Raw genomic sequence first — 14,112 nt, forward strand, 5'->3', positions numbered from 1 at the left:
GATTACTGCTCCCCGCTGCTGCGGACCCCGAGCAGGACGTCTTCCCAGGCCGGGACGGCCGGCTTCGCCTTACCGCGCCGCTTCGGCCGCTTCTCGGCGGGCTGGTCGGGCTGGTCGGACTTGTCGTCATGGGCGGCCGGTTGCTGCGGCGGCGCGGCCGGTTTCTCGGGCGCAGGCGTCGCGGTGGGGCGCTGCTCCTGCTCGCGGGCGACCGCCTCGTCGCGCTCCTCCCGCCGCCGCGCCGTCTGGGCCGCGGTGATGCGGTCGGCCGGAACGGTGATCTCCTCGACCCGCTCGTGCCGATGCGGCAGTGGGGAGTCGTAATCGAGCTGCGGATGATGCTCACGGGTGGGTGCCGGAGCGGGGACCGGCGGCATCGCCGGGACGGCCTTGAGCGTGCGGGGCGGCGTCGGCAACGACAGCGGCCGGGACAGGTCCGGGTCGACCAGATCGAAGGCTAGCTCGTCGAGGCTGTGGACGGTGCCGCCGTGCGAACCCGGCGAGTACGACCAGCGGGCGCGGCCGTCGCCGGCCTCGCCGATCCAGGTGACCTCGACGACCCAGCCGTCGGCGTCGGATTTGAACGCGTCCCAGCTGGTGTCGTCCGGTGAGACCCCGCGGGCGCCCAGTGCCGCCGCGACGATCTCGCTCAACGTCGAATTCGCCGGACCGTCCTGCCGGATCGGATGCGCCTGGGAGGCCATCTCCGCCGCGCGGGACCGCTCCAGCAGTACGGGGTGGGCGAAGCGTGCGACGCGGTCGGCGGAGACTCCCGCCAGGCTCGCGACTTCCTCGACGGAGGCGCCGGCCCGGATGCGGGACTGGATCTCCTTCGGCCGCAGGCTGCTTTCCATCTCGATCTCGATCTGTCCCATCCGCGTCAGATCACCTCGGGCCGCCGCGCGCAGCCGGTCGTCGGCAGGGATCCGGAACTGGTCGCCGGACTCCGGATCGGCGCAGATGACGTGCTTACCGTCGGGTCCGAGCCCCACGACGCTAAGCTCTCGCATCTGGTTCTCCTTCGACCCGCTGGTTCCGCTTGTACCGATCTCGCCTGTATCGATCTTGTCTGTACCGTATTCAGCTGCGCATTGGATCCACCGTAAACCAGGGGAAGTCGTTTGCGGTGGCCCGACACGCGACCCGGCGGAGGAAAGGGCCAGCTCAGGGGCGGGCTGGATCACATCGGCCAGCACCCTAGACTAAGCGGCATGAGCGCAGACCCCAGCAGCATCACGATCCCCGCCGACCTGTTGCCCGCCGACGGCCGTTTCGGCTGCGGCCCGTCCAAGGTGCGACCCGAGCAGTTGCAGTCGCTGGTCGACGTGGGCGCCTCCGTCTTCGGCACCAGCCACCGGCAGGCCCCGGTCAAGAACGTGGTCGGCCGCGTCCGCGACGGCCTGCGGCAGCTCTTCTCGCTGCCTGACGGGTACGAGGTGATCCTGTCCAACGGCGGCACCACGGCGTTCTGGGATGCCGCGGCGTTCGGCCTGATCAAGGAGCGTTCGGCGCACCTGACCTACGGCGAGTTCTCGTCGAAGTTCGCCACGGTCGCCAAGAAGGCGCCCTTCATCGGTGACCCGACCGTCATCTCGACCGATCCGGGCATGGCCCCGGACGTCGCCTCGATCACCGATTTCGGCGGCGCCGACCTGGTCGGCTGGGCGCACAACGAGACCTCGACCGGTGTCGCGGTGCCGGTGCAGCGTCCCGCGGCCGCCGGTGACGCCCTGATCGCCATCGACGCCACGTCGGGCGCGGGCGGTCTGCCGGTCAACATCGCCGATGCCGACGTCTACTACTTCGCGCCGCAGAAGTGCTTCGCCGCCGACGGTGGTCTGTGGCTCGCGCTGATGAGCCCGGCCGCGCTGGAGCGGATCGCCGAGATCGGCGCCACCGACCGCTACGTGCCAGAGTTCCTGTCGCTGCCGACCGCGGTCGACAACAGCGGTAAGAACCAGACCTACAACACCCCGGCGCTGGCGACCCTGCTGCTGCTCGCCGACCAGGTCGAGTGGATGCTCGGCAATGGCGGCCTGGACTGGTGCGTCAAGCGCACCGCCGATTCGAGCTCGCGGCTGTACGACTGGGCCGAGGCCTCGGAGTTCGCGACGCCGTTCGTGGTCGACCCGGCCGCCCGCTCGCAGGTCGTCGGCACCATCGACTTCAACGATGACGTCGACGCCGCCGCAGTGGCAAAGGTGTTGCGCGCCAACGGTGTCGTCGACACCGAGCCGTACCGCAAGCTGGGACGCAACCAGCTGCGCATCGGCATGTTCCCGGCGATCGACCCGGACGACATCACCAAGCTGACCCAAGCCATCGATCACGTGGTCGGCCAGCTGTAGGCAGCCTCGATACGACGAACGCCGCGCCCGCAGATCTGCGGGCGCGGCGTTCGTCGTTCAGCGGTCGATGTCAGTCGCGGGTGATCCGCGACCAGCCGTCGACGTCCTCGGGGCGCCGGGGCCCGGGGCCGACGTACAGCGCGGCCGGGCGTACCAGCTTGCCGAGTTCCTTCTGCTCCAGGATGTGCGCGCACCAGCCGGCCGTGCGGCCGCAGGTGAACATCGCCGGCATCATGTGCGGCGGTACCTCGGCGAAGTCGAGGATGACCGCGGCCCAGAATTCGACGTTGGTCTCGATGGCCCGGTCGGGGCGCCGCTCGCGCAGCTCTGCCAGGGCCGCCTGCTCGAGCGCGGCCGCGGCCTCGTAGCGCGGCGCGGCGAGCTTCTTGGCGGTCGCCCGCAGCACTCGGGCGCGCGGGTCCTCCGCGCGGTACACGCGGTGCCCGAAGCCCATCAGCTTCTCCTTGCGATCCAGGATCCCCTTGACCAGCCCGCGCGGATCGTCGGTGCGCTCGACCTCCTCGATCATCGGGAGGACCCGGGCCGGGGCGCCGCCGTGCAGCGGTCCCGACATCGCGCCGATCGCCCCCGACAGCGAGGCCGCGACGTCGGCGCCGGTCGACGCGATCACCCGCGCGGTGAAGGTCGAGGCGTTCATGCCGTGCTCGGCGGCGCTCACCCAGTAGGCGTCGATGGCCTCGATATGCCGCGGGTCGGGCTCGCCCTTCCACCGGGTCATGAAGCGTGCGGTGACGGTGTTGCACTCGTCGATCACGGTCTGCGGCACGGCCGGCTGGTGGATGCCGCGGGCCGACTGCGCCACATACGACAGCGCCATCACGGAGGCCCGCGCGAGATTGTCCCGGGCGGTGGCGTTGTCGATGTCCAGCAGCGGTTGATAGCCCCAGATCGGGGCCAGCATTGCCAGCCCGGCCTGGACGTCCACGCGGACGTCGCCGGTATGGATCGGCAGCGGGAACGGTTCGGCCGGCGGCAACCCGTCGCCGAACTTGCCGTCGACCAGCAGCGCCCACACATCGGAGAACGTCACGCGGTTCTCCACCAGATCTTCGATATCGACACCGCGGTAGCGCAGGTTGCCGCCGTTCTTGTCCGGCTCGGCGATCTGGGTGGTGAACGCGGTGACTCCCTCGAGTCCCTCGACGAAACCTTCAGGAAGTTGAACCTCAGCCATGCGTTCACTGTAGTCACCGGTCGCTTCGCCATGGCGTCGCCGGGGGCTTGCGTACCGGGCCGTCCTACGATCGACCAATGCCCGATGACCAGCAGCAGCGAACAGACCTTGCGGCGATGCGCCGCCAGTACGGGCAGCTGCCGGATGTCGGCGACGACGCCGCCGGTGCCGACGGGCTGACCGGCAACCTCGATCCCAGCTGGTGCGGCGGGGAACCGCCGTGGCTGTCGCTGTTCGAGCGGTGGTTGGCCGAGGCCGTGGCCGCCCGGATTCCCGAACCCAATGCGATGGTCCTCGGGACCGTGGACGCCGCGGGGAATCCGTCGACGCGCACGGTTCTGTGCAAGGGGGCTGACGCCGCCGGCATCGTGTTCTTCACCGGCTACGAGTCGGACAAGGGCCGGCAGATCGCCATCAATCCGGTTGCTGCCGTGACCTTTCCGTGGATCGCGCTGGAGCGTCAGGTGCATGTGCGGGGCACCGTGGTCAAGGTCAGCGACACCGAGTCGGATGCGTACTGGTACGCCCGCCCGCGGGAGTCGCGGATCAGTGCCGCCGCGTCGGAGCAATCGCAGCCGATCGGCTCGCGGGCCGACCTGGAGGAGAAGGCCGCGCGGCTCGACGCCGAACTCGGCGAGGACGTTCGGCGCCCCGCGAACTGGGGCGGCTATCGCATCGTGCCGAATGTCGTCGAATTCTGGCAGGGCCGGGCGAACCGACTGCATAACCGCGTCCGGCTGGTCCGTGACGGAAATGCCTGGGACATCACGAGGTTGCAGCCCTGAGTCGTCTACTGGCAGATACGACGCCGCTCCGCAACGCCAACTTCCGGCGGCTGTGGATCGCGCAGATCGTCACCATGATCGGCGGATCGCTGACGGTGGTGTCGGTGCCGTCGCAGATCTACGAGATCACCGGTAGTTCCGCATATGTCGGGCTCACCGGCATCTTCGGCCTGGTGCCGTTGATCATCTTCGGCCTGTGGGGCGGCGCGCTGGCCGACGTCATGGACCGGCGAATCCTGTTGTTGATCAGCACGACCGGCCTGATCGCCACCAGCGCGTTGTTCTGGATGCAGGCGGCGCTCGGCGTCAACAATGTCTGGCTGCTGCTGGGCATCTTCTCGCTGCAGCAGGCGTTCTTCGGTGTCAACTCGCCGACACGCAATGCGATCCTGCCGAAAATCCTGCCGCTGCATGATCTTCCGGCGGCCAATGCCTTGAACATGACGGTGTTTCAGGCCGGCTCCATCGTCGGACCGGTGATCGGCGGCGCGTTGATTCCGCTGCTCGGCTACTCGTGGCTGTACCTGGTGGATACCCTCAGCCTGCTGACCACGCTGTGGGCCGTCATCAAGCTGCCGTCGATCCGGCCGGATCACGATCCCGATGCACCGAAGCGCGTCGCCGGAATCCGGTCGGTGCTCGACGGTTTCGGCTACCTCCGGGGACATCCGGTGCTGCTGATGTCGTTCGTGGTGGATCTGATCGCGATGATCTTCGGTATGCCGCGTGCGCTGTTCCCGCAGATCGCGCACGAGAGCTTCGGCGGGTCCGACGGCGGCGGACTGGCTTTCGCGTTGCTGTTCGCGGCGATCTCCGCCGGTGCCGTCATCGGCGGCGTGTTCTCGGGATGGATCTCGCGGGTGCGTCGGCAGGGGCTGGCGGTCGTCGTATGCATCGTCATCTGGGGTGCCGCGATCGCCGGATTCGGCGGGGTACTGGTGTTCGCCCATGGCACGACTCTGCCGATCCTGCCGATCGCGTTGCTGCTGTTGATGATCGGCGGTGCCGCGGACATGGTCTCGGCGGCATTCCGGCAATCGATGCTGCAGTCGGCGGCGTCTGACGATGTGCGCGGCCGGCTGCAGGGTGTCTTCACCGTGGTCGTCGCGGGCGGTCCGCGGATCGCCGATGTCGCTCATGGTGCCAGCGCGGCCGCGGCCGGCACGGTCGCGACGACCGCAGGCGGCGGCGTGCTCGTCGTGATCCTGGTTATCGTTGCCGCGCTGGCCGTTCCGGCATTCCTGCGCTACCGCGTTCCGGCGGTGACGCGGGTCACTCGCTGACGATCAGCCCTGCCAGGGCAGATCCGCCCGGCGCTCGGCATGCACTGGGCAGTAGTGGCGCGACAGATGCTGTTTGTCGGCCGGCGGCAGATTGCGGGTCGGTGTCTCGAGGATCGGGGCATCCATCGGCACCCGACCGTGAGCGCGATCCCAGCCGTCCCGGGCCCGCGGATGCCACCGATAGCGCTCGGGCACCAGCCGCATCGCGGCGTTGACCGTGCGGCCGAACCGGCGCAGCCATTTCTCGTCGAGTTCGGACCAGTTGAGCCCCAGCAGTTCTCGGACCGACTCGTCGTACAGGCCGGTGGTGATCCACATGAAGAAGCGCTGGACCGGCTTGACCTGCGCGCGCCAGATCGGCCGGGGCATCCAGCTCATCCACGGCGGCGGTGGCAGCTCGCTGATGTCGAGCACGGTCCGGGCCGCGGGGTGGTCGACCAGCACGTTGCGGCACATGTGATCCCAGTATTCGAGGAAGTCCTCGTAGGTGTCCGGGCAGGGCCGCATGCTGACGCCGTAGAGCGCGTACCACTCGCGGGATTCGGCGAACAGCGCACGCTTGTCGGCCTCGGTGATCGGCGGACCGAAAACCTCTGCGCACCGGACGTTTCCATACCAGAAGGTGGCATGCGCCCAGTAGAAGACGTCAGGATCGAGGGCGTGATAGCGGCTGCCGTCGGGCATCTGGCCCTTGATGTCGAGGTGGTAGTCGCGGACCTGTTTGCCGGTGTCGGCGGTCGGATCGAACACGACGCCGCCGATCGGATAGATCGAGCGCATCAGTCGCTGCCAGCGCTCCTCGAAGAAGTCCGAATGCTCCCAGACTGCGGCGCCCAGCTTGGGGTGCATGTTCTGCATCGAGCCCGACCACAGCCCCATCAGCATGCCGCGCCATTGACCGAAGTATTGCCAGGTGGTCGAGTCGGGGCCGAGCAGCGTGGGCTGTTCTTCGACGTTCGCTTCCGTCGGCTCTACCTGCGTCATGAGACGAAACTATAAATGCGTCTCGCACCCCCGGTCAATCCGGCCACCGTCCCGGAACAGGTCAGGCGGCAGCGATGCGCACGATGTCGCCGGGCCGCAGCTGGGCCGCGCGGTCGACCGAATCCGCGGTCAGCACCGCGATCACGGGATAGCCGCCGGTCGTCGGATGGTCGGCCAGGAACAGGACCGGATTGCCGCTCGGCGGAATCTGGACGGCGCCGAGCGGCATCGGCTCGGACGGGAGCGGGTCGAGATGCGGCGGATGGGTCATCGCCCGGGTGTCGTCGGCGCGCTCGAGTCGCACGCCGATCCGGTTGCTCGCCGGGTCGACCCGCCACCGTCCGCGGTAGAGCAGGTGCGGACCGGCGACGCGGTGCATCCGCGGCCCCGCGGTGGCCCACAGCGTCACCTCGCGGTCGTTGTCGGGCAGCGCCATCGGCGCCTCGGTGGCCGACGGCCAGGAGCCGGGGCTGGGGCCGACCGGGAGGCCGTCGCCGCTCGCCACGGCCGGCGGACCCAGGCCGGAGAGAACGTCGGTCGAGCGCGAGCCGAGCACGGCCGGCACCGCGATGCCGCCGCGCACCGCGACATAGCTGCGCAGCCCAGAGGCGCTGGGCCCCAACGCCAATTCCTCGCCGGGGCGCAGGCGGATGGCGGTCGCGAACGCGGCGGGGACTCCGTTCACGGTGAGGTCGACGGCGGCTCCGGTGACCGCGAGCAGCATCGTCGCCGGCGCGACCAGACGCAGGCCGCCGGCGGTGACCTCGAGCCCGGCGGCAGCTTCGTCGTTGCCCACCAATCGATTCGCCAGCTTCAGCGATCCGCGATCGGCCGCGCCGGACAGTGGCACACCCAGATGCGCGTAGCCGGGTCGCCCGAGGTCCTGCACCGTGGTCAGTGGACCGGTGGCCGTCACGGTGAGCACACGCTCGGCGGCCGGGCTCATGTGGCCACCTGGAACTGCACGATGTCGCCGGGAGCCAGTACCGCCGGCGGGTCGGCGGCGGCGTCCCACAGCGGAGTATCGGTGTGGCCGAGAATGTTCCAACCCCCTGGGCTCTCCCGCGGGTATACCGCGCTGTAGCCGCCGGCGACCGCGACCGCACCGGTCGGCACCCGCGTACGCGGACTGGACCGCCGCGGCACCGCCGCCAGCTGCACCCCGTCCGAGCGCGGTTGCGGCACCAGATAGCCGAAACCTGGTGCGAATCCCATAAATTCGACGCGCCACAACGTCTCTACGTGAGCCAGGATCACCGACGTCTCGTTCATGTTCGTCGCATCGGCGATCGCCGCCAGGTCGTCGCCGTCGTAATGCACAGGAATGCGCACGGTCGGCTGCGGATCGGAGGCGCGATCCCGGCGTCCCCAGGCATCGGCCGCGCCGGTGTCGGCGGCCAGCGGAATCGTCTTGAGCACCCGTCGCAGCCCGAGCGCATCGATGCCCCGTCCCGGCTCGGCCTGGAGCAGGATCGTCTGCGCGGACGGGACCACATCGATCACGCCGTCGAGGGTTCCCGCCGCAAGCGCATTGCGTAGCGCCCGATAGGTCCGCAGGACCGCGGCGCCGGGGTCGGGTTCATCGGCGCAGTCCAACAGCACCGCATCGCGTCCGGCCGGCAGGTCCCGCATGGACCGATGATAACCAGACCTGGGCGGGGCCACCTCGACCTATAACCGAAGCTTGTGGGCGGCATTGATATTCGCGGCGTCGACGCCGTTGTTCGGCCATCGGGGCGTGGCTAGCGTGACTGGCATGCATCTCACGCAGGGCCTGCATCGATCGGTGCAGCAGAAGCCGAACGAGGTCGCGGTCATCGACGGGGACCGCGAGATCAGCTACGCGGATCTGCTGTCGCGCGTCGCTCGACTGGGTGCGGTGATGCGCGGAGCCGGTGTGGAGTCGGGCGATCGCATCGGAATCCTGGCGACCAATTCGGCGATGTACCTCGAGTGCGTGCTGGCCTGCGCGTGGATAGGCGCGGTGCTATCGCCGATCAACAATCGGTGGAGCCCTGATGAGATGGCGTTCCAGGTGGACGACGCGGGCATCTCGATGCTGATCGCCGATCCCGCGCATCGAGAGACGGTCACGATGCTGGCACAACGGGATTCGGTGCTGAAGGCCGTCGTGACCGATGACTACGACGAGCGGATCGAATCGGCCGAGCCGATCGACGACGTCTACGCCGACCCCGACGCGTTGGCCGTGCTGATGTACACGGGCGGCACCACGGGTCGGTCCAAGGGCGTGATGCTGAGCGCTCGGCAGATTCTGACCTCGGGGTATGGCACCTTCGTGAGTGCCGGTCTGCCCAACTACGACGAACGGGTGCTGCATGTGTCTCCGCTGTTCCACCTCGCCGCGTTCGGCGGGATGATGCAGCACGTCATTCTCGGTTCCACGCACGTGTTCATGGGCGACTTCGCCGTCGACAAGCTGGTCGACACGATCGCCGAGAAGCAGATCACGATCGTCACGCTGGTGCCGACGATGGTGCAGCGGATGCTCGATCATGCCGATTCGACAGGGGTGAACCTGAGCAGCCTGCGCTCGGTGGGGTACGGATCGGCGCCGATGCCGCAGCCGGTGGTGGCGCGGCTGGCGGAACTACTGCCGGACGTCACGCTGCGCCAGGCGTACGGAATGACCGAATTGGGTCCGGTGGCAACGGTTCTGCGGGACGAGGACCACCGCAACCCGGAGCATCCCGAGCGTCGCGGGTCGGTCGGCAAGGCCGCGATGCATGCGGAGGTTCGCGTGGTGGACTCCGACGACGTCGAGGTGCCGCGCGGGGACGTCGGTGAGATCGTCTGCCGCGGCGAGAACATGATGATGGGCTACTGGCGGCGTCCCGAGGAGACCGCCGCGGCGTTGCGCGGAGGGTGGATGCACACCGGCGACCTGGGATATATGGACGCTCACGGCTACGTCTATCTGGTCGACCGGCTCAAGGACATGATCGTGTCGGGCGGTGAGAACGTGTACAGCGCCGAGGTCGAGAAGGTGTTGATTCACCATCCGGCCGTGGCGAGCTGCGCGGTCATCGGTGTGCCCGATCGGGATTGGGGTGAGCGGGTGCACGCCGTCATCGTCTCGGAACCGGGGGTCACCGTGACGGCCGCGGAAATTCGCGATTACGTCGGCGCACGGATCGCCCGATACAAGGCGCCGCGCACGGTCGACTTCGTCGAGCAGATGCCGCTGTCGCCGGTCGGCAAGATTCTCAAACGCGTACTGCGCGATCAGTACAGCGGCCCCCGGGTAAACCGATAGGTTCGGACGATGACTGAGATCACCTACGACGTGCGCGACCGCGTCGCCACGATCACCCTCAATCGACCCTCCGTGAAGAACGCCTTCACCGAGACGATGGTCGACACCTGGGCCGACCATGTGGTTGCCGCCGGCCGCGACCCGGACGTGGGCGCCCTGGTGCTCACCGGCGCGGGCGACGCCTTCTGCTCGGGCGGCGATCTGTCGTTGGTCGAGGGCATGGGATCATCGCCGATCGAGGCGAAAAAGACGCTGTCCGAACATATTCACCGCGTCGCGTTCGCGATGGAGGCGTTCGACAAGCCGGCGATCGCGGCCATCAACGGGGTGGCCGTCGGTGCCGGCCTCGATATGGCGTTGATGTGCGACGTGCGATTCATGGCCCGTGGCGCGCGCGTCAGCGAGGGCTACGTGAAGCTCGGGCTGGTGCCGGGCGACGGTGGCGCGTACTACCTGCCGCGCATCGTCGGCACCGCGAAGGCGTTGGAGCTGCTGCTGACAGGTGACTTCGTCGACGCCGAGGAGGCGCAGCGGATCGGGCTGGTCAGCCGGGTGGTCGACGGCGATGTGTATCGCGAGGCGCACGAGTTCGCGGTTCGGTTGGCGGCGGGCCCGCCGGTGGCCAACCGACTCATCAAGCGCGCCGTCTATCAGGGCCAGGGTGCCGACCTGCGCACCGCCCTCGACCTGATCTCGTCGCATATGGGTCTGGTCGCGACGAGTGGCGATGCCCGAGAAGCGTTGTCCGCCATGCGGGAACGGCGGGCCCCGCGGTTCACCGGAAGCTAGAGCGCGACGCTCTGGTGGGTGAATCGGGAGCCCGCCGGTCGGTGATCACGAGCCGTAGCAGCCGCCCTGCGCCCAGTAGCCGGGGTGCCATTGTCCTTGCGTCCACCAGCCCGGATGCCACTGTCGGGGGCCCCACCAGCCCGCGTGCCACATGCCGTGCCAGTCACGCCAGCCCGGATGCCACTGTCCCGGCGACCACCAACCGGGATGCCACTGTCGGGGGCCCCACCACCCGGGCACCCAATGTGCCGGTACGCAGGAGGCGAGTGTCGGTGCGGCGTTCGCGATCGCGTCCCCGAAGGCAAAGAGCGCCAACGCTATTCCAATGATGAGCACTGCTCGTGTGATTGATTTTCACATGCTTCGATTGTGATTTTGGAGCCCGTCGAGGGTCAATGAATCGGCCGCGAGCTTCAGCGCACCTTCAGCTGGGCGGCCGGTATGGGAGATCCAGGCGAAATGCCGCGCCGGGCCCGGTGGTGTCGAGCAGGCTGAGCTCGCCGCCATGCGCACGCGCGAGTCCGCGGGCGACCGTGAGGCCGAGTCCGGCGCCGCCGGCCCGCCGGTCGCGTGACTCGTCCAGGCGGACCATGCGATCGAAGATGCGTTCGCGATCGGCGGGGGCCACGCCAGGGCCCGAGTCGGTGATCGTCACGGACACGGTGGTTTCGGTGTGCTCGATCTCGATCCGCACGGTGCCGGAGGATGCGGCTGCCCGGCAGGCGTTGTCGAGGACGTTCGCCAGAATCTGGCTGATGCGTTCCGGGTCGGCAAGAACGGCCGGAGCCGCACCCCGCACGGAGAGTTGAACTCCGGGATGCAGCAATTCGCCGCGCCGCGCCTGTTCGGTGGCCAGCACCGCGACATCGGTCGGCGACAGCTGCAAGGTGAGGCCACCGGTATCCAGCCTCGCGATGTCGAGCATGTCGTCGACGATTCGGCTGGCCCGCTTGGTTTCCTGCACGAGCAGCAGTAGTAGCTGCTGGCGGTCTTCGGCAGGTGTGTTGTCGTCGGCGTGCAATACCGTCTCGGCGATGGCCTGCACGCCGGTGATCGGCGTCCGCAGTTCGTGGGCGGCATCGGCGACGAATCGTCGCATCGACTGCTGGGCGGCGCGCTCCCGAGCTTCGGCGCCCTCCAACGAATCGAGCATGTCGTCGAAGGCGACGGCGGTCCGGCCGAGTTCGGTGTCGGAGCGCCTCGGCGACAGCCGCCCGCCGCGGTGGCCGTGCGCAATCGATCGCGCCAGCGAGGTCATGGCGTCGAGCGGGGACAACGCATAGCGAACGCCGATCCACAGCAGGAGCGCCGTCAGCGACAGCGCGCCGAGCGCAGTCAGCGACATCTCCCAGAGCAGCCGGGAGCGCACGCCCTCGAGCAGCTTGTTGTCGACGTAGAAGGTGACTCGGGCGCCGCGGGTCCACGGGCGGCCGCCGACCAGCCGGACCACCCGTTTCACCTCGGTGTCGCTGGGTTCGAGGTGGGTACCCAGGACCGTGCCGTCCGCGAGTTCGAGTCGCGCGCGTACCGACCGCACGTCGATCCGCCGGAGGAACTCCTCCGGCGTGGCCGCGGTCCGGGCGATCTGTCGGGCGGTCGCCGCCCGGTCGCTGAGCAGGCTGTTGACGGCCTGATGCGACGCCGCGCGGAACAGCGTCGCGGTGATGAGCACGACGGCTGCCAACGCGAGGGTGAGCACGATCAGGGCGATGACGGTCACGCGGGACCGGAGCGACCCGGGGCCGAGCGGCGCTCGCGGACTCATGATGGCCCGGTATCGGAAGGGGCGGGGTCCGCCGTCGAGCGCAGTACATAGCCGAATCCGCGCTCGGTATGGATGAGTCGCGGGCCGTGAGTGTCGAGTTTGCGCCGCAGCGCGCTGATGTTCACCTCGACGAGGTTGGGATCATAGTGCTCGTAACCCCATACGGCGGTGAGGATCTGGGGCTTGGTGAGGACTCGCCCCCGGCGCTGGGCCAGGAATTGCAGCACCCGGAACTCGGTGGCGGTCAGCGCAATCGCGTGTCCGCCTCGGGATACCGTGGCGCTGTCGGCATCGATCACCAGATCGTCGATGTGAATCGTGCCGATCGACCGGCCGCGCCGGCGCAGCACCGCGTTGACGCGGGCGACGAGTTCGGCCATTTCGAATGGTTTGACGATGTAGTCGTCGGCTCCGTCGGTCAGCCCGCGTAGTCGATCGGCGACCGCGTCGCGCGCCGTCACCATCAGGATGCCGGCATCACTGCGGCGCCGGGCCACGTCCAACAGTGCGAACCCGTCGGATCCTGGCAGCATCACATCGAGAAGCACTGCGTCCGGGCGGAATTCGTGCAGATCGTGTTCGAGGAGGCGTCCATCGGCGCGCGCCAGGACGGTATGCCCGGAGGCGTTCAACGCTGCCGTGATGGCGACGCGGATCGGCGCCGAATCCTCGATCACCAGAACGGCAGTGCCCACGGTTTCCCAGTGTGCCAGTGCCGCCGCGTCGTCACGTCATCCCGGTTGGCTGGTCGGCGGGGTGGTTGCCGGGTGCTGACGAATTGCCCGCTTTACAACGCGTTTGGCCGTGATGCTGTCGCCGGAGCGATGGCCGACCACGGCGACCTTGTCGCCGACGGCGAAGTCGGATTCCTGTTCAGGCTTCTTCGTCGTGCCGAACGCGGTGTCGGAAGTGATGCCGACGGTGACGGTAGAACCCTGTCGGGCCTGCACCGTCCACGAGTTGCCGTTGATGGCGGTGATCGAACCGACCACGCCGTGGCCGGCCCGTTGTGCCGGGACGTGGCGGGCCGATGTGTGCGACGTCGGACTCGCGGAGCTGGATTGACTGCTGGTGTCGTCGGTCGCCGCCCATCCGATCAGGCCGCCGATCACGCCGCCGACGATCAGTCCGATCAGGCCGGTCAGAATCGCGGTCCGGTGCCTGCTGATGCTGCCGCCGGGCGGGGGCGTGGCCGCCGGCTGGCTCTCATAGTGTGGGGCCGTCGCATACGGATCCGTCGAGTACGGCTGCGTATGTGGCTGGGGTTCCCCCGAATTGGCGCGTGGGTCATCATGATTGGCAGGGTCCTCTGGTCGTGACATGCCTGCGATGGTAGGTAGCCGTGCGGTCAGCTAGGGCGTGTCTCCTAATGATTGGGTGATCGGTCGCTGATGATCGGTGGATGAGTTCTAGGTGTGAGTCGCTCAGTGATGCGCAGTGGGAGCGGATCGAGCCGTTGTTGCCGTCAAACGTTGGGCGGCAAGGGCGTCCGTTCTGCAACAACCGGCAGGTTGTCGAAGCGATCATCTATCGATACCGGACCGGGATTCCGTGGCGTGACCTGCCGTCGGAGGTGTTCGGGCCATGGCAGACGGTGTGGAAACGGCACCGCCGTTACGCCGAGGACGGCACCTGGGACATCGTTCTTGCCGAGGTACTGGCCGATGCTGACGCGGCCGGGAAGAT

At 68.4% G+C, this 14,112-nt stretch carries 15 protein-coding genes; 6 read left to right on the top strand and 9 right to left on the bottom strand.

The window, feature by feature from the left end; genetic code table 11:
* Positions 1-2 precede the first annotated feature (2 nt).
* Entirely contained in the window at positions 3-1,010 is a 1,008-nt protein-coding gene (sepH, locus tag G341_RS0105385; RefSeq protein ID WP_026303277.1) for a septation protein SepH, read from the bottom strand.
* 201 nt (positions 1,011-1,211) lie between these two features.
* Between sepH and serC the strand changes: the two genes are divergently transcribed.
* Complete coding sequence (serC, locus tag G341_RS0105390; RefSeq protein ID WP_018178090.1) at positions 1,212-2,348, top strand: phosphoserine transaminase; 1,137 nt, start codon at positions 1,212-1,214, stop codon at positions 2,346-2,348.
* A gap of 70 nt (positions 2,349-2,418) precedes the next feature.
* Here the strand turns inward: serC and G341_RS0105395 are convergent, their stop codons facing one another.
* Positions 2,419-3,543 carry a citrate synthase 2 gene (locus G341_RS0105395; RefSeq protein ID WP_018178091.1) on the bottom strand — a complete coding sequence of 375 codons (1,125 nt, stop codon included), beginning with the start codon at positions 3,541-3,543 and terminating at the stop codon, positions 2,419-2,421.
* A gap of 77 nt (positions 3,544-3,620) precedes the next feature.
* Between G341_RS0105395 and pdxH the strand changes: the two genes are divergently transcribed.
* Both pdxH and G341_RS0105405 read left to right on the top strand, forming a co-directional pair.
* Positions 3,621-4,328, top strand: a complete 708-nt coding sequence (gene pdxH / locus G341_RS0105400) for a pyridoxamine 5'-phosphate oxidase (RefSeq protein ID WP_018178092.1) — start codon at positions 3,621-3,623, stop codon at positions 4,326-4,328.
* On the top strand, positions 4,325-5,611 hold the full coding sequence (locus G341_RS0105405; protein ID WP_026303278.1) for an MFS transporter: 1,287 nt from the start codon (positions 4,325-4,327) through the stop codon (positions 5,609-5,611). The genes pdxH and G341_RS0105405 overlap by 4 nt, the downstream gene beginning before the upstream one ends.
* Positions 5,612-5,614: 3 nt before the next feature.
* Here G341_RS0105405 and G341_RS0105410 read toward each other — a convergent pair whose 3' ends face one another.
* The 3 genes from G341_RS0105410 to G341_RS0105420 all read right to left on the bottom strand — a co-directional run bounded on the left by G341_RS0105410 (position 5,615) and on the right by G341_RS0105420 (position 8,227).
* Positions 5,615-6,595, bottom strand: coding sequence for an oxygenase MpaB family protein (locus tag G341_RS0105410; RefSeq protein ID WP_018178094.1), 981 nt, complete (start codon positions 6,593-6,595; stop codon positions 5,615-5,617).
* Positions 6,596-6,656: 61 nt separating this feature from the next.
* Positions 6,657-7,541, bottom strand: a complete 885-nt coding sequence (locus G341_RS0105415) for a 5-oxoprolinase subunit C family protein (RefSeq protein ID WP_018178095.1) — start codon at positions 7,539-7,541, stop codon at positions 6,657-6,659.
* On the bottom strand, positions 7,538-8,227 hold the full coding sequence (locus G341_RS0105420; RefSeq protein ID WP_018178096.1) for a 5-oxoprolinase subunit B family protein: 690 nt from the start codon (positions 8,225-8,227) through the stop codon (positions 7,538-7,540). Before G341_RS0105420 ends, G341_RS0105415 begins: the two co-directional genes overlap by 4 nt.
* Before the next feature lie 124 nt (positions 8,228-8,351).
* Between G341_RS0105420 and G341_RS0105425 the strand changes: the two genes are divergently transcribed.
* Together G341_RS0105425 and G341_RS0105430 are read left to right on the top strand one after the other, a co-directional pair.
* Positions 8,352-9,872 (top strand): acyl-CoA synthetase, encoded by a 1,521-nt coding sequence (locus G341_RS0105425; RefSeq protein WP_018178097.1) that lies wholly within the window; start codon positions 8,352-8,354, stop codon positions 9,870-9,872.
* A gap of 9 nt (positions 9,873-9,881) precedes the next feature.
* Positions 9,882-10,661, top strand: a complete 780-nt coding sequence (locus G341_RS0105430; protein WP_018178098.1) for an enoyl-CoA hydratase/isomerase family protein — start codon at positions 9,882-9,884, stop codon at positions 10,659-10,661.
* A gap of 45 nt (positions 10,662-10,706) precedes the next feature.
* Here G341_RS0105430 and G341_RS23740 read toward each other — a convergent pair whose 3' ends face one another.
* The 4 genes from G341_RS23740 to G341_RS22930 form a co-directional block, all read right to left on the bottom strand.
* A complete protein-coding gene (locus G341_RS23740; RefSeq protein WP_155826791.1) occupies positions 10,707-10,976 on the bottom strand; it encodes a hypothetical protein in 270 nt (89 codons plus the stop codon).
* A 109-nt stretch (positions 10,977-11,085) separates the two neighbouring features.
* Positions 11,086-12,426, bottom strand: coding sequence for a sensor histidine kinase (locus G341_RS0105435; protein ID WP_018178099.1), 1,341 nt, complete (start codon positions 12,424-12,426; stop codon positions 11,086-11,088).
* Complete coding sequence (locus G341_RS0105440; protein WP_018178100.1) at positions 12,423-13,121, bottom strand: response regulator transcription factor; 699 nt, start codon at positions 13,119-13,121, stop codon at positions 12,423-12,425. Before G341_RS0105440 ends, G341_RS0105435 begins: the two co-directional genes overlap by 4 nt.
* Positions 13,122-13,157: 36 nt before the next feature.
* The gene (locus tag G341_RS22930; RefSeq protein ID WP_018178101.1) at positions 13,158-13,748 is read right to left on the bottom strand and encodes a DUF5666 domain-containing protein; all 591 of its coding nucleotides are present in this window, start codon (positions 13,746-13,748) and stop codon (positions 13,158-13,160) included.
* Between the two features lie 80 nt (positions 13,749-13,828).
* Between G341_RS22930 and G341_RS0105450 the strand changes: the two genes are divergently transcribed.
* Positions 13,829-14,112: transposase (locus G341_RS0105450; protein WP_018177401.1), on the top strand; the 284-nt coding region annotated here is incomplete at its 3' end.

The sequence above is a fragment of the Jongsikchunia kroppenstedtii DSM 45133 genome (assembly GCF_000380485.1).
In the GTDB taxonomy this organism is placed as follows: domain Bacteria; phylum Actinomycetota; class Actinomycetes; order Mycobacteriales; family Mycobacteriaceae; genus Jongsikchunia; species Jongsikchunia kroppenstedtii.

What these genes read in the sequence shown, in the direction of transcription:
- G341_RS0105435 (WP_018178099.1), bottom strand. Translation starts at nt 12,426, where the DNA reads ATGAGTCCGCGAGCGCCGCTCGGCCCCGGGTCGCTCCGGTCCCGCGTG.
- G341_RS0105410 (WP_018178094.1), bottom strand. Translation starts at nt 6,595, where the DNA reads ATGACGCAGGTAGAGCCGACGGAAGCGAACGTCGAAGAACAGCCCACG.
- G341_RS0105395 (WP_018178091.1), bottom strand. Translation starts at nt 3,543, where the DNA reads ATGGCTGAGGTTCAACTTCCTGAAGGTTTCGTCGAGGGACTCGAGGGA.
- pdxH (WP_018178092.1), top strand. Translation starts at nt 3,621, where the DNA reads ATGCCCGATGACCAGCAGCAGCGAACAGACCTTGCGGCGATGCGCCGC.
- G341_RS0105415 (WP_018178095.1), bottom strand. Translation starts at nt 7,541, where the DNA reads ATGAGCCCGGCCGCCGAGCGTGTGCTCACCGTGACGGCCACCGGTCCA.
- sepH (WP_026303277.1), bottom strand. Translation starts at nt 1,010, where the DNA reads ATGCGAGAGCTTAGCGTCGTGGGGCTCGGACCCGACGGTAAGCACGTC.
- G341_RS0105430 (WP_018178098.1), top strand. Translation starts at nt 9,882, where the DNA reads ATGACTGAGATCACCTACGACGTGCGCGACCGCGTCGCCACGATCACC.
- serC (WP_018178090.1), top strand. Translation starts at nt 1,212, where the DNA reads ATGAGCGCAGACCCCAGCAGCATCACGATCCCCGCCGACCTGTTGCCC.
- G341_RS0105420 (WP_018178096.1), bottom strand. Translation starts at nt 8,227, where the DNA reads ATGCGGGACCTGCCGGCCGGACGCGATGCGGTGCTGTTGGACTGCGCC.
- G341_RS22930 (WP_018178101.1), bottom strand. Translation starts at nt 13,748, where the DNA reads ATGTCACGACCAGAGGACCCTGCCAATCATGATGACCCACGCGCCAAT.
- G341_RS0105425 (WP_018178097.1), top strand. Translation starts at nt 8,352, where the DNA reads ATGCATCTCACGCAGGGCCTGCATCGATCGGTGCAGCAGAAGCCGAAC.